This is a genomic window from Escherichia ruysiae, from assembly GCF_031323975.1.
In the GTDB taxonomy this organism is placed as follows: domain Bacteria; phylum Pseudomonadota; class Gammaproteobacteria; order Enterobacterales; family Enterobacteriaceae; genus Escherichia; species Escherichia ruysiae.
Genome location: NZ_JAVIWS010000001.1, coordinates 1102740 through 1122998, shown reverse-complemented (window position 1 = coordinate 1122998; position 20259 = coordinate 1102740). Strand labels below are relative to the sequence as shown.

Sequence of the window (20259 nt, the reverse complement as noted above, 5' to 3'; positions counted from 1 at the left end):
GGGAGAGGGCCGGGGTGAGGGGAATGATTTCGATTAACGCTCAGTCTCTGACTGAGAAAACTGGAAGCATGCTAATGGCTACAATTCATGTAGACGGCAAAGAATACGAGGTCAACGGAGCGGACAATCTGCTGGAAGCTTGTCTGTCTCTGGGTCTTGATATTCCTTACTTTTGCTGGCATCCGGCGCTGGGAAGCGTCGGTGCTTGCCGCCAGTGTGCGGTGAAGCAGTACCAAAACGCGGAAGACACGCGTGGTCGCCTGGTGATGTCCTGTATGACACCGGCTTCCGATGGCACCTTTATTTCCATTGACGACGAAGAAGCGAAACAGTTCCGTGAAAGTGTGGTCGAGTGGTTAATGACTAACCACCCGCACGACTGTCCGGTATGTGAAGAGGGCGGTAACTGCCATCTTCAGGATATGACCGTGATGACCGGACACAGCTTCCGTCGCTACCGTTTCACCAAACGTACCCACCGCAATCAGGATCTGGGGCCGTTCATCTCCCACGAAATGAACCGCTGCATCGCCTGTTACCGCTGTGTGCGTTACTACAAAGATTACGCTGACGGTACGGATCTGGGCGTTTATGGCGCACACGACAACGTCTACTTCGGTCGCCCTGAAGACGGCACCCTGGAAAGCGAATTTTCCGGTAACCTGGTCGAAATTTGCCCGACTGGCGTATTTACCGACAAAACGCACTCCGAGCGTTACAACCGTAAATGGGATATGCAGTTTGCGCCGAGCATCTGCCAGCAATGTTCCATCGGCTGTAACATCAGCCCCGGCGAACGTTACGGCGAACTGCGTCGTATCGAAAACCGTTACAACGGTACGGTAAACCACTACTTCCTCTGCGACCGTGGTCGTTTCGGTTACGGCTACGTCAACCTGAAAGATCGTCCGCGTCAGCCAGTACAGCGTCGTGGCGATGATTTCATCACCCTTAACGCCGAACAGGCAATGCAGGGCGCAGCAGATATTCTGCGTCAGTCGAAGAAAGTGATCGGCATCGGTTCTCCGCGAGCCAGCGTAGAAAGCAACTTTGCGCTGCGTGAGCTGGTGGGCGAAGAAAACTTCTATACCGGTATTGCTCACGGTGAGCAGGAACGTCTGCAACTGGCGCTGAAAGTACTGCGTGAAGGCGGCATTTATACTCCTGCTCTGCGCGAAATCGAATCTTACGATGCGGTACTGGTGCTGGGCGAAGACGTTACCCAAACCGGCGCGCGCGTCGCGCTGGCAGTGCGTCAGGCGGTGAAAGGTAAAGCGCGCGAAATGGCGGCAGCACAGAAAGTGGCTGACTGGCAGATTGCGGCAATCCTCAACATCGGCCAACGTGCGAAGCATCCGCTGTTTGTTACCAACGTTGATGACACCCGTCTGGATGATATCGCGGCGTGGACTTACCGTGCACCGGTTGAAGATCAGGCGCGTTTAGGATTTGCCATCGCCCATGCGCTGGATAACTCCGCGCCAGCGGTTGACGGTATCGAGCCTGAGCTGCAAAGCAAAATCGACGTCATCGTACAGGCACTGGCTGGTGCGAAGAAACCGTTGATTATCTCCGGGACGAACGCCGGTAGCACAGAAGTGATTCAGGCGGCGGCTAACGTGGCGAAAGCCCTGAAAGGTCGCGGCGCTGACGTAGGTATCACCATGATTGCCCGTTCCGTCAACAGCATGGGGCTGGGCATTATGGGGGGCGGTTCGCTGGAAGAAGCGTTAACCGAACTGGAAACCGGACGCGCCGACGCGGTGGTGGTGCTGGAAAACGATCTGCATCGTCACGCTTCCGCAACCCGCGTGAATGCTGCGCTGGCTAAAGCGCCACTGGTGATGGTGGTTGACCATCAACGCACAGCGATTATGAAAAACGCCCATCTGGTGCTTTCCGCCGCCAGCTTTGCTGAAAGCGACGGTACGGTTATCAACAACGAAGGTCGCGCTCAACGTTTCTTCCAGGTTTACGACCCGTCCTATTACGACAGCAAAACGGTCATGCTGGAAAGCTGGCGCTGGCTGCACTCGCTGCACAGCACCTTGCTGAGCCGTGAAGTGGACTGGACACAGCTCGACCATGTAATTGACGCTGTTGTGGCGAAAATCCCGGAACTGGCGGGTATCAAAGATGCTGCGCCGGATGCGACATTCCGTATTCGTGGGCAGAAACTGGCCCGTGAACCGCACCGTTACAGCGGTCGTACCGCCATGCGCGCCAATATCAGCGTTCATGAGCCGCGTCAGCCGCAGGATATTGACACCATGTTCACCTTCTCGATGGAAGGTAACAACCAGCCGACCGCGCACCGTTCGCAAGTGCCGTTTGCCTGGGCACCGGGCTGGAACTCCCCGCAGGCGTGGAACAAATTCCAGGACGAAGTGGGCGGCAAACTGCGCTTTGGCGATCCGGGTGTGCGTCTGTTTGAAACCAGCGAAAACAGTCTGGATTACTTCACCAGCGTACCGGCTCGCTTCCAGCCGCAGGAAGGGAAATGGCGTATCGCGCCGTACTACCACCTGTTTGGCAGCGATGAACTGTCACAGCGTGCTCCGGTCTTCCAGAGCCGTATGCCGCAGCCGTACATCAAACTTAACCCGGCAGATGCCGCGAAGTTGGGTGTGAACGCGGGTACACGCGTCTCCTTTAGTTACGATGGCAACACGGTCACGTTGCCGGTTGAAATCGCCGAAGGGCTGACGGCAGGGCAGGTGGGCTTGCCGATGGGGATGTCCGGCATTGCTCCAGTGCTGGCTGGCGCGCATCTTGAGGATCTCAAGGAGGCACAACAATGAGTTGGTTATCACCGGAACTGATTGAGATCCTGCTGACCATCCTCAAAGCGGTGGTGATCCTGCTGGTGGTTGTCACCTGCGGGGCATTCATGAGCTTTGGCGAACGTCGCCTGCTGGGTCTGTTCCAGAACCGTTACGGACCTAACCGTGTTGGCTGGGGCGGTTCGCTCCAGCTGGTCGCGGACATGATCAAAATGTTCTTTAAAGAAGACTGGATCCCGAAATTCTCGGATCGCGTCATCTTTACTCTGGCGCCAATGATTGCCTTTACCTCGCTGCTGCTGGCCTTTGCGATTGTGCCAGTCAGTCCGGGTTGGGTGGTTGCCGACCTGAACATCGGGATTTTGTTCTTCCTGATGATGGCAGGTCTGGCGGTTTACGCGGTGCTGTTTGCGGGCTGGTCAAGTAACAACAAATACTCTCTGCTGGGTGCGATGCGTGCTTCTGCACAGACTCTGAGCTACGAAGTGTTCCTTGGGCTTTCTCTGATGGGCGTGGTGGCGCAGGCCGGTTCATTCAACATGACCGACATCGTCAACAGCCAGGCGCATGTGTGGAACGTCATCCCGCAATTCTTTGGTTTTATTACCTTTGCCATCGCGGGCGTGGCGGTGTGTCACCGTCACCCGTTTGACCAGCCGGAAGCCGAGCAGGAACTGGCGGATGGTTACCACATTGAATATTCCGGTATGAAATTCGGTCTGTTCTTCGTGGGTGAATACATCGGGATTGTGACCATCTCTGCACTGATGGTGACGCTGTTCTTCGGTGGCTGGCAAGGCCCGTTGTTACCGCCATTCATCTGGTTCGCGCTGAAAACCGCGTTCTTTATGATGATGTTCATTTTGATTCGTGCGTCGTTACCGCGTCCGCGTTATGACCAGGTAATGTCCTTCGGCTGGAAAATCTGCCTGCCGCTGACGCTGATCAACTTGCTGGTAACGGCGGCTGTCATTCTCTGGCAGGCGCAATAAGGGGCAATAAGACCATGACCTTAAAAGAATTGTTAGTAGGTTTCGGCACCCAGGTTCGTAGTATCTGGATGATCGGCCTGCACGCGTTCGCCAAACGCGAAACGCGAATGTACCCGGAAGAGCCGGTCTATCTGCCGCCCCGTTATCGTGGTCGTATCGTTCTGACCCGCGACCCGGACGGCGAAGAGCGTTGCGTAGCCTGTAACCTCTGCGCGGTAGCCTGCCCGGTCGGCTGTATCTCGCTGCAAAAAGCAGAAACCAAAGACGGTCGCTGGTATCCGGAATTTTTCCGCATCAACTTCTCACGCTGCATTTTCTGTGGTCTGTGCGAAGAAGCCTGTCCGACCACGGCGATCCAGTTAACCCCGGATTTCGAAATGGGGGAATACAAACGCCAGGATCTGGTTTACGAGAAAGAGGATCTGCTGATCTCCGGTCCGGGCAAATACCCGGAATATAACTTCTACCGGATGGCAGGTATGGCAATCGACGGCAAAGATAAGGGCGAAGCAGAAAACGAAGCCAAGCCTATCGACGTCAAGAGCCTGTTACCGTAAGGAGAGGGGCAATGGAGTTCGCTTTTTATATCTGTGGCCTGATAGCCATACTTGCGACCTTGCGAGTGATCACCCATACCAATCCGGTACACGCACTGCTGTACCTGATTATTTCGCTGCTGGCGATTTCCGGGGTGTTCTTCTCACTGGGCGCTTATTTCGCTGGTGCGCTGGAAATTATCGTCTACGCGGGTGCCATTATGGTGCTGTTCGTGTTCGTGGTGATGATGCTCAACCTGGGCGGTTCAGAAATCGAACAGGAACGCCAGTGGCTGAAACCGCAGGTGTGGATTGGTCCGGCAATTTTGTCGGCCATCATGCTGGTGGTGATTGTTTACGCCATTCTCGGTGTTAACGATCAGGGTATCGACGGTACGCCAATCAGTGCTAAAGCAGTGGGTATTACGCTGTTCGGGCCTTACGTACTGGCGGTGGAACTGGCTTCTATGCTGCTGCTGGCTGGTCTGGTTGTGGCCTTCCACGTCGGTCGTGAAGAGCGTGCGGGTGAAGTGCTGAGCAATCGTAAAGACGACAGCGCGAAAAGAAAAACGGAGGAGCGCGCATGATCCCCTTACAACATGGACTGATCCTCGCGGCAATCTTATTCGTTCTTGGCTTAACCGGTCTGGTTATCCGTCGCAATCTGCTGTTTATGCTGATTGGTCTGGAAATCATGATTAACGCCTCCGCGCTGGCCTTTGTGGTCGCCGGTAGCTACTGGGGCCAGACCGACGGTCAGGTGATGTACATTCTCGCCATCAGCCTCGCGGCGGCAGAAGCGAGTATCGGCCTTGCGCTGCTGCTGCAACTTCACCGTCGTCGCCAGAACCTGAACATCGATTCAGTAAGTGAGATGCGCGGATGAACATGCTTGCCTTAACCATTATTTTGCCATTGATTGGCTTCGTCCTGCTGGCGTTCTCCCGTGGACGCTGGTCTGAAAACGTCTCTGCGATCGTTGGCGTTGGCTCTGTGGGCCTGGCGGCGCTGGTGACCGCTTTTATCGGCGTCGATTTCTTCGCTAACGGCGAGCAGGCTTACAGCCAGCCGCTGTGGACGTGGATGTCGGTAGGCGACTTTAACATTGGTTTCAACCTGGTGCTGGACGGCCTGTCGCTGACTATGCTCTCGGTGGTTACCGGTGTGGGTTTCCTGATCCACATGTACGCTTCCTGGTATATGCGCGGTGAAGAGGGATACTCCCGCTTCTTCGCCTACACCAACCTGTTCATCGCCAGCATGGTGGTTCTGGTTCTCGCCGACAACCTGCTGCTGATGTACCTCGGCTGGGAAGGCGTGGGTCTGTGCTCCTATCTGCTGATCGGTTTCTACTACACCGATCCGAAGAATGGCGCAGCGGCAATGAAAGCGTTCGTCGTGACCCGTGTGGGTGACGTGTTCCTCGCTTTCGCGCTGTTCATTCTTTACAACGAACTGGGCACCCTGAACTTCCGCGAAATGGTGGAACTGGCACCAGCGCACTTTGCTGACGGCAATAACATGCTGATGTGGGCGACGCTGATGCTGCTGGGCGGTGCGGTCGGTAAATCTGCGCAGTTGCCGTTGCAGACATGGCTTGCCGACGCGATGGCTGGCCCGACGCCAGTCTCCGCGCTGATCCACGCCGCAACGATGGTAACAGCCGGTGTCTACCTGATCGCTCGTACCCACGGCCTGTTCCTGATGACCCCGGAAGTTCTGCATCTGGTGGGTATCGTGGGTGCGGTTACGCTGCTGCTGGCAGGCTTTGCCGCTCTGGTACAAACTGACATCAAACGTGTTCTCGCTTACTCCACCATGAGCCAGATTGGTTACATGTTCCTCGCGCTTGGCGTACAGGCATGGGATGCGGCGATTTTCCACTTGATGACCCACGCATTCTTTAAAGCGTTGCTGTTCCTGGCATCCGGTTCCGTCATTCTGGCCTGCCATCACGAACAGAACATCTTCAAGATGGGCGGTCTGCGTAAATCTATTCCACTGGTTTATCTCTGCTTCCTGGTGGGCGGCGCGGCACTGTCGGCACTGCCGCTGGTCACTGCGGGCTTCTTCAGTAAGGATGAGATCCTCGCGGGTGCGATGGCGAATGGTCATATCAATCTGATGGTGGCAGGTCTGGTCGGTGCGTTTATGACCTCGCTTTACACCTTCCGTATGATTTTCATCGTCTTCCACGGAAAAGAACAAATTCACGCTCACGCCGTGAAAGGGGTAACTCACAGCCTGCCGCTGATTGTGCTGCTGATCCTTTCCACCTTCGTTGGCGCACTGATTGTACCGCCGCTGCAGGGCGTGCTTCCGCAAACGACGGAACTGGCGCACGGCAGTATGTTGACCCTGGAAATTACCTCTGGCGTGGTTGCGGTCGTCGGCATTCTGCTGGCTGCCTGGCTGTGGCTGGGTAAACGTACTCTGGTGACCTCCATCGCCAACAGTGCGCCGGGTCGCCTGCTGGGAACCTGGTGGTACAACGCCTGGGGCTTTGACTGGCTGTACGACAAAGTGTTCGTCAAGCCGTTCCTGGGTATTGCCTGGTTGCTGAAACGCGATCCGCTGAACTCAATGATGAACATCCCGGCTGTCCTTTCCCGCTTTGCAGGTAAAGGCCTGCTGTTAAGCGAGAATGGCTACCTGCGCTGGTATGTGGCATCCATGAGCATCGGTGCGGTCGTGGTGCTGGCACTGTTGATGGTACTGCGTTGAGTTGTTGGCTGAGTGAATATACCCGGCGTTGCGCCGGGTCTGTGAACTAAGAATAAATTTTAGGTAACTGTTCCTGAAGTACAGGCGTCATCGGCGAAGTCAGACCGGATACCGCCAGCGCACAGCAACCGGAGCGTACTTAAGTACGTGAGGATTGCGAGCACTGCCGGGATTCGGGCTGGCGAGTGAGATAGCCTGAGCAGGAGTAAATATAAGGGACATACTTAGCTATGTTATTACCCTGGTTAATACTAATCCCCTTTATCGGCGGCTTCCTGTGCTGGCAGACCGAACGCTTTGGCGTCAAGGTGCCGCGCTGGATCGCGCTGATCACCATGGGATTGACGCTGGCGCTGTCGCTGCAACTGTGGTTGCAGGGCGGTTATTCACTGACGCAATCCGCCGGAATTCCACAGTGGCAGTCTGAATTCGACATGCCGTGGATCCCGCGTTTTGGAATCTCTATCCATCTCGCCATTGATGGTCTGTCGCTGCTGATGGTCGTCCTGACCGGTCTGCTCGGCGTGCTGGCGGTACTTTGCTCGTGGAATGAGATCGAAAAATATCAGGGCTTCTTCCACCTCAACCTGATGTGGATCCTGGGCGGCGTTATCGGCGTGTTCCTTGCCATCGACATGTTCCTGTTCTTCTTCTTCTGGGAAATGATGCTGGTGCCGATGTACTTCCTGATCGCACTGTGGGGGCATAAAGCCTCTGACGGTAAAACGCGTATCACGGCGGCAACCAAGTTCTTCATTTACACCCAGGCGAGTGGTCTGGTGATGTTGATCGCCATCCTGGCGCTGGTTTTTGTTCACTACAATGCGACTGGCGTCTGGACCTTCAACTATGAAGAGCTGCTGAATACGCCGATGTCCAGTGGTGTGGAATATCTGTTGATGCTGGGCTTCTTCATCGCCTTTGCGGTGAAAATGCCGGTGGTTCCGTTGCATGGCTGGCTACCGGATGCGCACTCCCAGGCACCGACCGCCGGTTCCGTTGACCTCGCGGGGATCTTGCTGAAAACCGCTGCTTACGGTCTGCTGCGTTTCTCCCTGCCGCTGTTCCCGAACGCGTCGGCAGAGTTTGCGCCAATCGCTATGTGGCTGGGTGTTATCGGCATTTTCTACGGTGCGTGGATGGCCTTCGCTCAGACCGATATCAAACGTCTGATCGCCTACACCTCGGTTTCCCACATGGGCTTCGTGCTGATTGCTATCTACACCGGCAGCCAGTTGGCCTACCAGGGCGCGGTAATTCAGATGATTGCGCACGGCTTGTCGGCGGCGGGTCTGTTTATTCTCTGCGGTCAGCTCTATGAACGTATCCATACCCGCGACATGCGCATGATGGGCGGTCTGTGGAGCAAAATGAAATGGCTGCCAGCACTGTCGCTGTTCTTTGCGGTGGCAACGCTTGGGATGCCAGGCACCGGTAACTTCGTCGGCGAATTTATGATTCTGTTCGGCAGCTTCCAGGTTGTGCCGGTGATTACCGTTATCTCTACCTTTGGGCTGGTCTTTGCATCTGTTTATTCGCTGGCGATGTTGCATCGCGCTTACTTCGGTAAAGCGAAAAGCCAGATTGCCAGCCAGGAACTGCCAGGGATGTCGCTGCGTGAGCTGTTTATGATCCTGTTGCTGGTGGTGCTGCTGGTACTGCTGGGCTTCTATCCGCAGCCGATTCTGGATACCTCGCACTCCGCGATTGGCAATATCCAGCAGTGGTTTGTTAATTCCGTTACTACTACAAGGCCGTAAATCGCCATGACAATAACTCCACAAAACCTGATCGCACTGCTACCGTTGCTGATCGTCGGCTTGACGGTGGTGGTTGTGATGCTCTCCATTGCGTGGCGACGCAATCATTTCCTCAACGCTACGCTCTCGGTTATTGGGCTTAACGCGGCGCTGGTTTCGCTCTGGTTTGTCGGCCAGGCTGGCGCTATGGACGTTACGCCGCTGATGCGCGTTGATGGTTTCGCCATGCTTTATACCGGGCTGGTCCTGCTGGCGAGCCTCGCCACCTGTACTTTCGCCTACCCGTGGCTTGAAGGCTATAACGACAACAAGGACGAGTTCTACCTGTTGGTGTTAATTGCCGCGCTGGGCGGGATCTTGCTGGCGAATGCCAACCATCTGGCGTCTCTGTTCCTCGGTATCGAACTGATCTCTTTGCCGCTGTTTGGCCTGGTCGGTTACGCTTTCCGTCAGAAACGTTCGCTGGAAGCCAGTATCAAATACACTATCCTTTCTGCCGCAGCATCTTCTTTCCTGCTGTTCGGTATGGCGCTGGTGTATGCACAGTCTGGTGACCTGTCGTTTGTCGCGCTGGGTAAAAACCTCGGCGACGGTATGCTCAACGAGCCGCTGTTGCTGGCAGGTTTTGGCCTGATGATTGTCGGCCTCGGCTTCAAACTCTCTCTGGTGCCGTTCCACCTGTGGACGCCAGACGTATACCAGGGCGCGCCTGCGCCGGTTTCCACTTTCCTGGCGACGGCGAGTAAAATCGCTATCTTCGGTGTGGTGATGCGTCTGTTCCTTTACGCACCGGTGGGTGACAGCGAAGCGATTCGCGTGGTGCTGGCGATTATCGCCTTTGCCTCTATCATCTTCGGTAACCTGATGGCGCTGAGCCAGACCAACATCAAACGTCTGCTCGGTTACTCGTCTATCTCTCACCTCGGCTATCTGCTGGTGGCGCTGATTGCGCTGCAAACCGGCGAGATGTCGATGGAAGCGGTAGGGGTTTACCTGGCCGGTTATCTGTTCAGCAGCCTCGGTGCGTTCGGTGTGGTCAGCCTGATGTCCAGCCCGTACCGTGGCCCGGATGCTGATTCCCTGTTCTCTTACCGTGGTCTGTTCTGGCATCGCCCGATACTCGCGGCAGTGATGACGGTGATGATGCTGTCGCTGGCAGGTATTCCGATGACGCTGGGCTTTATCGGTAAGTTCTATGTGCTGGCTGTCGGTGTCCAGGCACACCTGTGGTGGCTGGTGGGCGCCGTGGTTGTCGGTTCGGCAATCGGCCTCTACTACTACCTGCGCGTGGCGGTGAGCCTGTACCTTCATGGTTCAGAACAGCCAAACCGTGATGCGCCGTCAGACTGGCAGTACACAGCAGGTGGTATCGTGGTGCTGATCTCTGCCCTGCTGGTTCTGGTGCTGGGTGTATGGCCGCAACCGCTGATTAGCATTGTGCGTTTGGCAATGCCGATGATGTGAGTCGTCAGTCAGTAAGCTGAGAAAGCCGCCGACATGTTCGGCGGTTTTTTTATGGTGCCCTGACACCATCACCCAACAATAACCGTCAGCGCATGATTCCCTTGCCGCAGCATACGTCGATACGCACTAATCAGTTTTTCCATATCAAGCATGATCGAAGCAAAGAGTTGCCCCTCTAACTCCTCTGAAAAGGTCACTCCCGGATAAATATCCATTTCATTGAGTCGCTTAATGGAAAACTGTTTACGCAGTTCATTTCGGTCGAGTGCCTCCAGCCGGTCAATAGTGGCGGCTAACTCCTGATTCCAGGTCAATCCCAGGAAACCATCGATGCCATCTTCGAGACTATGTTCACCGAGCACCGCACGACTCAGCGGATCATTCTTCGCTGGATCAAAAGCAGAGGTGCCCGTCAGGCCAAAATGTAAAAAGTCCCAGCGTTTATCAATATCCAGTCGCCTTGAGCCTGAAATCGTTTCATGAATATCGTCCATTAAAGATTTCTCATTAGACTCAATCAATTTGTTGGCCTTTTCTGAGTTAATTTCCGCAAAATACGCAATCATTCCCATCTTATTTCTCCCGTCAGATTTCCTTTTGCGCATCTTAAAACAGACGGGGGGAAATAAAATATACAAGCTGCTTTTTCTGGAGCCGCCTCGAGAAAATTTTATTATTTACTGTTGTACAACAAGGTTATAACACCATCCACCACCTGCGCCATTTTCTGATAGTTCAGTCTGTCTGCGGTATCACCGGGCAGGTGATATTGTTTATTACGATAAAAAGCGGTGTCTGTAATCATGACGGCGGGGATATCTTGCTGCCAGTAATTAAGATGGTCAGAGAAATCGATACCGGGAATAAAACCAGGACATAGGCGAGTCTGTTATTTATCACTATTAATGATAAATATCATGCTCAAATATATTGTTGGCTTGATAGATTTATATAAAAGTAGCCTGAGTCATTGGCTGATGAAACAGGGCGATTTTGCCCTGTTATCAATTAATTAAAAATTATACGTGAAACACCGTGAAATCGCTCGCCAGTTCTGTTGCCGGGAAAATTGCCCGGCACTCGCGTAATAAATGCTGACAGCCTTTATCATCATAGCGTGAGCTGACGTGAGTAATGATCAATTTGCCGACACCCGCCTCACGAGCCAGAGTCGCCGCCTGACGGCTTGAACTGTGCCCACGGCTGTTGGCTTTGGCTTCCATCTCCATATCCAGCGTCGTTTCGTGAACCATTATGTCGACACCTTTAGCAAGATCGATTGCGGCATCGCAAGGGCCGGTATCACCGAAAATGGCGATTGATTTACCCGGTGTAGGCGCGGCTAAGTAATCAGCGCCGTTAATCTGCCGACCGTCTTCCAGCGTGACTGTTTTGCCTTTTTTCAAATCCTGGAACAGCGGACCAGGTTGTACGCCGGCATCTTTTAACGCCTGGGCATTCAGCGCGCCTGGTTTATCATGTTCTTCAATACGATAGCCGTAACACTCCAGTGGATGTTCCATTGGATATGCCGTTACCTTGCGCAGTCCATCATCAACTATTTCTCCTGCTGTAATTTCAACAATTTCCAGCGGATAATCGGTCCATGAGCCGCTAATGCGTAACGCTGTCTCAACAAATTCACGGATACCTTTCGGACCATAAATTGTTAATGGTTGCACAATGCCTGACATGGAACGACTGCATAGCAATCCTGGCAAGCCGAAAAGATGATCGCCATGAAGATGGCTTATAAAAATCCTGTCCAGTTTTCCTGGGTTAAATGCCGTGTGCAACATCTGGTGTTGTGTACCTTCACCACAATCAAATAACCAAAGCCCGGCTTGCGTCGGATGTTGCAGATTAAGCAATATTGCCGTGACATTACGTGTCCGGGTCGGAACACCTGCCGAAGTGCCTAAAAAAATTAATTCCATGAGTTCATCACGCTGCTGAAAATATTCCGGCTAGTATAAAGCAAACAGCACAAAGGAGCCTTCCATGATCGACTGGCAAGATCTGCATCATTCTGATTTATCCGTTTCTCAGCTTTATGCCTTATTACAACTGCGTTGTGCGGTATTTGTAGTGGAACAAAACTGTCCTTACCAGGATATCGATGGCGACGATCTGGTGGGAGAAAATCGCCACATTCTCGGTTGGCATAACGGGACACTGGTGGCGTATGCGAGGATTCTGAAAAGTGACGACGAACTGCAACCCGTTGTGATTGGTCGGGTGATTGTCAGCGAAGCCTTACGCGGCGAAAAAATTGGTCAGCAATTGATGAGTAAGGCGCTGGAATCGTGTACTCGCCACTGGCCGGAGAAGCCGATTTATCTGGGGGCGCAGGCGCATTTACAAAACTTTTATGGGCAATTTGGTTTCATCCCTGTGACCGATATTTATGAGGAAGATGGTATTCCGCATATCGGGATGGCGCGCGAGGTTATTCAGGCGTAATCGATAACCGTTGTCTATAGTTAGTGGCAGGTTTTACGCAAATGGAGAACGAGAATGTCTAATCAGTTTGGTGATACACGTATCGATGACGACCTGACGTTGCTGAGTGAAACACTTGACGAGGTACTACGTTCCTCTGGCGATCCCGCCGATCAAAAATATGTTGAACTAAAGGCGCGTGCAGAAAAGGCGCTGGATGATGTGAAAAAAAGGGTAAGCCAGGCTTCTGACAGTTATTACTATCGGGCGAAGCAGGCAGTTTATCGCGCCGATGACTACGTCCACGAAAAACCCTGGCAGGGAATTGGCGTTGGCGCGGCTGTTGGACTGGTGTTAGGACTATTGCTGGCACGCCGTTAAAACCTCCCTACACTGGGGTACTGCATTTTTTCTGTAGTACCCCGTATAATGTGAGGCTTTTAACAGGGAGAGGTCCGCGTGCAATCACTTACTACGGCGCTGGGAAATCTACTGCGCCATTTGTCGCAAGAGATTCCGGCGACACCCGGCATTCGGGTTTTCGACATTCCTTTCCCTCTCAATGACGCTTTTGATGCCTTAAGCTGGCTGGCCAGTCAGCAAACGTATCCGCAATTTTACTGGCAACAACGTAATGGCGATGAAGAAGCTGCCGTGCTGGGCGCAATCATCCGCTTTACGTCGTTGGGGCAGGCGCAACGTTTTCTTCGTCAGTATCCGGAACACACCGACTTACGCATCTGGGGATTGAATGCGTTTGACCCGTCGCAGGGTAATCTACTTTTACCACGTCTGGAATGGCGACGCTGTGGCGGTAAAGCCACGCTACGGCTGACGCTATTCAGTGAAAATTCCCTTCAGCACGATGCAGTTAAGGCAAAAGAATTTATCGCCACACTGGCGAATATTAAACCTTTGCCCGCGTTACGTTTAACCACCACGAAAGAACAACACTGGCCGGACAAAACTGGCTGGACGCGATTAATCGAACTGGCAACGAAAACCATCGCCGAAGGTGAACTCGACAAAGTGGTTCTTGCCCGGGCGACTGACCTGCATTTCGCAAGTCCGGTCAATGCGGCGGCGATGATGGCTGCCAGTCGTCGGCTCAATCTGAACTGCTATCATTTTTACATGGCCTTTGATGGCGAAAATGCTTTTCTTGGCTCAACGCCTGAGCGGCTATGGCGGCGGCGAGACAAAGCTCTGCGTACCGAAGCCCTGGCGGGAACGGTAGCAAATCATTCTGATGATAAGCAGGCGCAGCAGTTGGGTGAGTGGCTGATGGCGGATGATAAAAACCAGCGCGAGAACATGCTGGTGGTGGAAGATATCTGCCAACGATTGCAGGCCGATACCCAGACGCTGGATGTGTTACCGCCGCAGGTACTGCGCCTGCGTAAAGTGCAGCATCTGCGCCGCTGTATCTGGACTTCACTCAACAAAGCGGATGATGTGATCTGTTTACATCAGTTACAGCCAACGGCAGCCGTTGCTGGCTTACCGCGCGATCTGGCGCGGCAGTTCATCGCCCGGCACGAACCGTTCACCCGTGAATGGTATGCCGGTTCTGCGGGTTATCTCTCATTACAACAAAGCGAATTCTGCGTTTCCCTGCGCTCGGCGAAAATCAGTGACAATGTGGTGCGATTATATGCCGGAGCAGGCATTGTCCGAGGCTCAGACCCCGAGCAGGAGTGGCAGGAAATCGACAACAAAGCGGCAGGGTTGCGAACATTATTACAAATGGAATAGTAATGAGTCGCATCATTACCGATTCATATCAATAATCTATTTTTGTAGCTCCTTATACTTAGCCGCAATATTGATACCGGACAAACTCATGTCAGTAAGCGCATTTAACCGACGCTGGGCGGCGGTCATTCTGGAAGCATTAACGCGTCATGGCGTCAGACACGTCTGCATTGCCCCTGGCTCTCGTTCTACGCCGTTAACGTTAGCGGCGGCGGAAAATTCTGCATTCATCCACCACACCCATTTTGATGAGCGTGGGCTGGGGCATCTGGCACTGGGGCTGGCGAAGGTCAGCAAACAGCCGGTGGCGGTGATAGTAACTTCCGGCACGGCGGTGGCAAATCTCTACCCGGCACTGATTGAAGCGGGGTTAACCGGAGAGAAACTGATCCTCTTAACCGCCGATCGCCCGCCGGAACTGATTGACTGCGGCGCGAATCAGGCGATTCGCCAGCCGGGAATGTTCGCCTCTCACCCCATGCATAGCATTTCACTACCGCGTCCGACCCAGGATATTCCCGCTCGCTGGCTGGTATCTACCATCGACCATGCTCTCGGTACTTTGCATACTGGCGGAGTCCATATCAACTGCCCGTTTGCTGAACCGTTGTATGGCGAGATGGACGACACCGGGCTTAGCTGGCAACAACGTCTGGGCGACTGGTGGCAGGACGATAAACCGTGGCTGCGTGAAGCGCCTCGTCTGGAAAGTGAAAAACAGCGCGACTGGTTCTTCTGGCGGCAAAAGCGCGGCGTGGTCGTTGCGGGTCGCATGAGTGCGGAAGAGGGCAAAAAAGTCGCCCTGTGGGCGCAAACTCTTGGCTGGCCGCTGATTGGCGACGTGCTGTCGCAAACCGGGCAGCCGCTGCCGTGTGCCGATCTCTGGTTAGGCAATGCCAAAGCGATCAGCGAGTTACAGCAGGCGCAGATTGTGGTGCAACTGGGGAGCAGCCTGACCGGCAAACGGTTACTGCAATGGCAGGCAAGTTGTGAGCCGGAAGAGTACTGGATTGTTGATAATATCGAAGGGCGACTCGACCCGGCGCACCATCGTGGACGTCGGCTGATTGCTAATATCGCCGACTGGCTGGAACTGCATCCGGCAGAAAAACGCCAGCCCTGGTGCGTTGAAATCCCGCGTCTGGCTGAACAGGCAATGCAGGCGGCTGTGGCGCGCCGAGACGCATTTGGTGAAGCGCAACTGGCGCACCGCATCAGCGACTATCTGCCGGAACAGGGGCAACTGTTTGTCGGTAACAGCCTGGTGGTGCGTCTGATTGATGCGCTCTCGCAACTTCCGGCAGGTTATCCGGTTTACAGCAACCGTGGAGCCAGCGGTATTGACGGACTGCTCTCTACCGCCGCAGGTGTTCAGCGGGCGAGCGGTAAACCCACGCTGGCGATTGTTGGCGATCTTTCCGCACTTTACGACCTGAACGCACTGGCGTTACTGCGTCAGGTTTCCGCGCCGCTGGTATTAATTGTGGTAAACAACAACGGCGGGCAAATTTTCTCGCTGCTACCAACGCCGACAAGCGAGCGCGAGCGTTTCTATCTGATGCCGCAAAACGTCCATTTTGATCATGCTGCCGCGATGTTTGAGCTGAAATATCATCGCCCGCAAAACTGGCAGGAACTTGAAGCGGCGCTTGCCGACGCCTGGCGCACCCCGACCACCACCGTGATTGAGATGGTGGTTAACGACACCGATGGCGCACAGACCCTCCAGCAATTGCTGGCGCAGGTAAGCCATTTATGATCCTGCACGCGAAGGAAAAACACGGCAAGCCAGGTTTACCCTGGCTGGTTTTTCTGCACGGTTTTTCCGGTGATTGCCACGAATGGCAGGAAGTCGGCGAAGCGTTTGCCGACTACTCGCGGTTGTATGTTGATCTCCCAGGTCACGGCGGTTCGGCGGAAATTAGCGTCGATGGTTTTGATGATGTCACCGACTTACTGCGTAAAACCCTTGTTAGTTACAACATACTTAACTGCTGGCTGGTGGGGTACTCGCTCGGTGGACGCGTGGCGATGATGGCGGCTTGTCAGGGGATGCCGGGGCTGAGTGGGGTTGTTGTGGAAGGCGGTCATCCGGGGCTGCAAAATGCTGAACAACGCACGGAACGTCAGCGTTCCGATCACCGTTGGGCGCAGCGTTTTCGCACAGAACCATTAACGGCAGTATTTGCCGACTGGTATCAACAACCAGTTTTTGCCTCGCTTAACGACGAGCAGCGCCGGGAACTGGTGACGCTGCGTAGCAACAATAATGGCGCAACCCTTGCCGCCATGCTGGAAGCAACCTCATTGTCCGTCCAGCCTGATTTACGTGCTAACCTTAGCGCCCGCACATTTGCGTTTTATTATTTATGTGGTGAACGTGACAGCAAATTCCGCGCTCTGGCGGCGGAACTGGCTGCTGACTGCCATGTCATTCCTCGCGCCGGACATAACGCGCACCGGGAAAATCCCGCTGGCGTAATCGCAAGTCTGGCGCAGATCTTGCGTTTCTGACTAAAGGACACAATATGATTTATCCTGATGAAGCAATGCTTTACGCACCGGTTGAATGGCACGACTGCTCCGAAGGTTTCGAGGACATTCGTTATGAAAAATCCACCGATGGTATCGCAAAAATCACCATTAATCGTCCGCAGGTGCGCAATGCCTTCCGTCCTCTGACGGTAAAAGAGATGATCCAGGCGCTGGCGGATGCGCGTTATGACGATAACATCGGCGTGATCATTCTGACTGGCGCAGGCGATAAAGCGTTCTGCTCTGGCGGCGATCAAAAAGTCCGTGGTGACTACGGTGGTTATAAAGATGACTCCGGCGTACATCACCTGAACGTGCTGGACTTCCAGCGCCAGATCCGTACCTGTCCAAAACCGGTTGTCGCGATGGTGGCTGGCTACTCCATCGGCGGCGGTCACGTTCTGCACATGATGTGCGATCTGACCATTGCGGCAGAAAACGCCATCTTCGGTCAGACTGGGCCGAAAGTCGGTTCCTTCGACGGCGGCTGGGGCGCTTCCTATATGGCGCGTATTGTCGGGCAGAAAAAAGCGCGTGAAATCTGGTTCCTGTGCCGTCAGTACGACGCAAAACAGGCGCTGGACATGGGCCTTGTGAACACCGTTGTGCCACTGGCGGATCTGGAAAAAGAAACCGTCCGCTGGTGCCGCGAAATGCTGCAAAACAGCCCGATGGCGCTGCGCTGCCTGAAAGCTGCGCTGAACGCCGACTGCGACGGTCAGGCAGGGCTGCAAGAGCTGGCGGGGAACGCCACCATGCTGTTCTATATGACGGAAGAAGGTCAGGAAGGTCGCAACGCCTTCAACCAGAAACGTCAGCCTGATTTCAGCAAATTTAAACGGAATCCGTAATGCGTAGCGCGCAGGTATACCGCTGGCAGATCCCCATGGACGCGGGGGTGGTTCTGCGCGACAGGCGGTTAAAAACCCGCGACGGGCTGTACGTTTGCCTGCTCGATGGCGGGCACGAAGGGTGGGGAGAGATCTCCCCACTGCCGGGCTTCAGTCAGGAAACCTGGGAAGAGGCGCAAAGCGTGCTGCTTGCCTGGGTAAATGACTGGCTGGCAGGCGATTGCGAATTACCGCAAATGCCTTCCGTCGCCTTTGGCGTGAGCTGCGCGCTGGCAGAGCTTACTGATACGTTGCCGCAAGCAGCCAATTACCGTGCGGCACCGCTGTGTAACGGCGATCCGGACGATCTGATCCTCAAACTTGCCGATATGCCTGGCGAGAAAGTGGCGAAGGTCAAAGTGGGATTGTACGAAGCCGTGCGCGATGGCATGGTAGTGAATCTGTTGCTGGAAGCGGTTCCGGATCTGCATTTGCGTCTTGACGCGAATCGCGCCTGGACGCCGCTGAAGAGCCAGCAGTTTGCCAAATATGTCAATCCGGATTATCGCGACCGCATCGCTTTTCTCGAAGAACCGTGCAAAACACGCGATGATTCCCGCGCCTTTGCCCGTGAAACTGGCATTGCCATTGCCTGGGATGAAAGCCTGCGCGAGCCGGATTTTGCCTTTGTGGCGGAAGAGGGCGTGCGCGCGGTGGTGATCAAACCTACGCTCACGGGCAGCCTGGAGAAAGTACGCGAGCAGGTGCAGGCGGCGCACGCGCTGGGGCTGACGGCGGTGATCAGTTCTTCCATCGAGTCGAGCTTAGGCTTAACGCAACTGGCGCGGATTGCGGCCTGGTTAACGCCAGACACCATTCCGGGTCTGGACACGCTGGATCTGATGCAGGCGCAGCAGGTTCGTCGCTGGCCGGGTAGCCCGCTACCGTTAGTGGAAGTAGATGCACTGGAGCGGCTGCTATGATCTTCTCTGACTGGCCGTGGCGTCACTGGCGGCAGGTGCGGGGAGATGCCATCGCCTTGCGTCTCAATGACGAGCAACTCAACTGGCGCGAGCTTTGTGCTCGCGTCGATGAATTAGCGTCGGGATTTGCGGCGCAGGGCGTGGTTGAGGGCAGCGGCGTGATGCTGCGGGCGTGGAATACGCCGCAAACGCTGCTGGCCTGGCTTGCGTTGTTGCAATGCGGTGCGCGGGTGCTTCCCGTCAACCCACAGCTTCCGCAGCCGTTGCTTGAGGAGTTGCTGCCCAATCTTACGCTGCAATTTGCGCTGGTGCCGGAAGGGGAGAACACCTTTCCGGCGTTAACGTCACTGCAAATTCAGGCTGGAGAGGGCGCATATGCAGCTATGTGGCAGCCGACACGCCTGTGCTCAATGACGTTGACCTCTGGTTCTACCGGGTTGCCGAAAGCAGCTGTTCATACTTATCAGGCTCATCTTGCCAGCGCCGAAGGGGTGTTATCGCTGATTCCGTTTGGCGAGCACGATGACTGGCTGCTCTCTTTACCACTATTTCACGTTTCCGGGCAGGGAATTATGTGGCGCTGGTTGTATGCTGGCGCGCGGATGACGGTACGCGATAAACAGCCGCTGGAGCAAATGCTGGCAGGCTGTACTCACGCTTCGCTGGTGCCGACGCAGCTCTGGCGTTTGCTGGTTAACCGTAGTTCAGTTTCCCTGAAAGCGGTATTGCTTGGCGGCGCGGCAATCCCGGTCGAATTGACGGAACAGGCACGCGAGCAGGGTATTCGTTGCTTTTGCGGCTATGGTCTGACCGAGTTTGCCTCCACGGTGTGTGCGAAAGAAGCCGACGGTCTGGCAGACGTCGGTTCGCCGCTGCCCGGTCGGGAAGTGAAAGTTGTTAACGATGAGGTATGGTTGCGCGCTGCCAGTATGGCAGAAGGTTACTGGCGTAACGGGCAACTGGTGTCGCTGCTCAATGATGAAGGCTGGTACGCTACGCGCGATCGCGGCGAGATGCATAACGGTAAACTGACCATTGTCGGGCGCTTGGATAATCTGTTCTTTAGCGGTGGCGAAGGTATTCAGCCGGAAGAGGTGGAGCGGGTTATTGCTGCGCATCCTGCGGTTTTGCAGGTGTTTATCGTCCCCGTTGCAGACAAGGAGTTTGGTCATCGCCCGGTAGCTGTGGTGGAGTATGACCAGGACAGCGTGGATCTTAGCGAATGGGTGAAAGATAAGCTGGCCCGTTTTCAGCAACCGGTGCGTTGGCTGACGTTGCCATCAGAACTGAAAAACGGCGGCATTAAAATTTCACGCCAGGCGTTGAAAGAGTGGGTTCAACGCCAGCAGTAATGGAACATCCGTTTCACTTCTCATTTTTGCCATTCCATTGCCGTTGATAAAGAGTTTATCTGTTAATCTGTAACTTAATGTGAAAACTCTTAGTTAACAGGAT

The 20259-nt window shown here is 54.6% G+C and carries 18 protein-coding genes and 1 pseudogene; 16 read left to right on the top strand and 3 right to left on the bottom strand.

Annotated features, from left to right (window positions below):
* The first annotated feature begins 74 nt into the window (after positions 1-74).
* The 8 genes from nuoG to nuoN all read left to right on the top strand — a co-directional run bounded on the left by nuoG (position 75) and on the right by nuoN (position 10259).
* The gene (gene nuoG, locus RGV86_RS05680; protein WP_085461033.1) at positions 75-2801 is read left to right on the top strand and encodes an NADH-quinone oxidoreductase subunit NuoG; all 2727 of its coding nucleotides are present in this window, start codon (positions 75-77) and stop codon (positions 2799-2801) included.
* Complete coding sequence (nuoH, locus tag RGV86_RS05675; protein ID WP_000118685.1) at positions 2798-3775, top strand: NADH-quinone oxidoreductase subunit NuoH; 978 nt, start codon at positions 2798-2800, stop codon at positions 3773-3775. The genes nuoG and nuoH overlap by 4 nt, the downstream gene beginning before the upstream one ends.
* A 14-nt stretch (positions 3776-3789) precedes the next feature.
* On the top strand, positions 3790-4332 hold the full coding sequence (nuoI, locus tag RGV86_RS05670) for an NADH-quinone oxidoreductase subunit NuoI (RefSeq protein ID WP_000172749.1): 543 nt from the start codon (positions 3790-3792) through the stop codon (positions 4330-4332).
* Between the two features lie 11 nt (positions 4333-4343).
* A complete protein-coding gene (gene nuoJ, locus RGV86_RS05665) occupies positions 4344-4898 on the top strand; it encodes an NADH-quinone oxidoreductase subunit J (protein WP_000393513.1) in 555 nt (184 codons plus the stop codon).
* Complete coding sequence (gene nuoK / locus RGV86_RS05660; RefSeq protein ID WP_000612644.1) at positions 4895-5197, top strand: NADH-quinone oxidoreductase subunit NuoK; 303 nt, start codon at positions 4895-4897, stop codon at positions 5195-5197. Before nuoJ ends, nuoK begins: the two co-directional genes overlap by 4 nt.
* Complete coding sequence (gene nuoL / locus RGV86_RS05655; protein WP_001056618.1) at positions 5194-7035, top strand: NADH-quinone oxidoreductase subunit L; 1842 nt, start codon at positions 5194-5196, stop codon at positions 7033-7035. Before nuoK ends, nuoL begins: the two co-directional genes overlap by 4 nt.
* Before the next feature lie 230 nt (positions 7036-7265).
* A complete protein-coding gene (gene nuoM, locus RGV86_RS05650; RefSeq protein ID WP_000926452.1) occupies positions 7266-8795 on the top strand; it encodes an NADH-quinone oxidoreductase subunit M in 1530 nt (509 codons plus the stop codon).
* 6 nt (positions 8796-8801) lie between these two features.
* Positions 8802-10259, top strand: a complete 1458-nt coding sequence (nuoN, locus tag RGV86_RS05645) for an NADH-quinone oxidoreductase subunit NuoN (protein ID WP_000156703.1) — start codon at positions 8802-8804, stop codon at positions 10257-10259.
* A 68-nt stretch (positions 10260-10327) separates the two neighbouring features.
* On the opposite strand, the gene RGV86_RS05640 is transcribed toward nuoN, so the two are convergent.
* From RGV86_RS05640 to rbn, 3 genes and pseudogenes are all read right to left on the bottom strand, one after another.
* Positions 10328-10831 carry a YfbM family protein gene (locus tag RGV86_RS05640; RefSeq protein ID WP_085460970.1) on the bottom strand — a complete coding sequence of 168 codons (504 nt, stop codon included), beginning with the start codon at positions 10829-10831 and terminating at the stop codon, positions 10328-10330.
* 101 nt (positions 10832-10932) lie between these two features.
* Positions 10933-11133 (bottom strand): annotated as a pseudogene (locus RGV86_RS05635) (M28 family peptidase); the annotation flags it as partial.
* Positions 11134-11278: 145 nt separating this feature from the next.
* A complete protein-coding gene (rbn, locus tag RGV86_RS05630) occupies positions 11279-12196 on the bottom strand; it encodes a ribonuclease BN (RefSeq protein WP_085460968.1) in 918 nt (305 codons plus the stop codon).
* 64 nt (positions 12197-12260) lie between these two features.
* Between rbn and RGV86_RS05625 the strand changes: the two genes are divergently transcribed.
* From RGV86_RS05625 to menE, 8 genes are all read left to right on the top strand, one after another.
* A complete protein-coding gene (locus RGV86_RS05625; RefSeq protein WP_000568146.1) occupies positions 12261-12722 on the top strand; it encodes a GNAT family N-acetyltransferase in 462 nt (153 codons plus the stop codon).
* A 54-nt stretch (positions 12723-12776) separates the two neighbouring features.
* A complete protein-coding gene (elaB, locus tag RGV86_RS05620; RefSeq protein WP_000070617.1) occupies positions 12777-13082 on the top strand; it encodes a stress response protein ElaB in 306 nt (101 codons plus the stop codon).
* A 78-nt stretch (positions 13083-13160) separates the two neighbouring features.
* Entirely contained in the window at positions 13161-14456 is a 1296-nt protein-coding gene (gene menF / locus RGV86_RS05615; RefSeq protein WP_001191450.1) for an isochorismate synthase MenF, read from the top strand.
* 88 nt (positions 14457-14544) lie between these two features.
* The gene (gene menD / locus RGV86_RS05610; protein ID WP_085460967.1) at positions 14545-16215 is read left to right on the top strand and encodes a 2-succinyl-5-enolpyruvyl-6-hydroxy-3-cyclohexene-1-carboxylic-acid synthase; all 1671 of its coding nucleotides are present in this window, start codon (positions 14545-14547) and stop codon (positions 16213-16215) included.
* Positions 16212-16970 (top strand): 2-succinyl-6-hydroxy-2,4-cyclohexadiene-1-carboxylate synthase, encoded by a 759-nt coding sequence (gene menH, locus RGV86_RS05605; protein ID WP_032225771.1) that lies wholly within the window; start codon positions 16212-16214, stop codon positions 16968-16970. Before menD ends, menH begins: the two co-directional genes overlap by 4 nt.
* Positions 16971-16984: 14 nt before the next feature.
* Positions 16985-17842, top strand: coding sequence for a 1,4-dihydroxy-2-naphthoyl-CoA synthase (menB, locus tag RGV86_RS05600; RefSeq protein WP_000640000.1), 858 nt, complete (start codon positions 16985-16987; stop codon positions 17840-17842).
* Positions 17842-18804, top strand: a complete 963-nt coding sequence (menC, locus tag RGV86_RS05595; RefSeq protein WP_085460966.1) for an o-succinylbenzoate synthase — start codon at positions 17842-17844, stop codon at positions 18802-18804. The genes menB and menC overlap by 1 nt, the downstream gene beginning before the upstream one ends.
* Positions 18801-20156: an o-succinylbenzoate--CoA ligase gene (gene menE, locus RGV86_RS05590; protein ID WP_000577540.1), complete on the top strand. Its 1356-nt coding sequence runs from the start codon at positions 18801-18803 to the stop codon at positions 20154-20156. Before menC ends, menE begins: the two co-directional genes overlap by 4 nt.
* Positions 20157-20259: the final 103 nt, after the last annotated feature.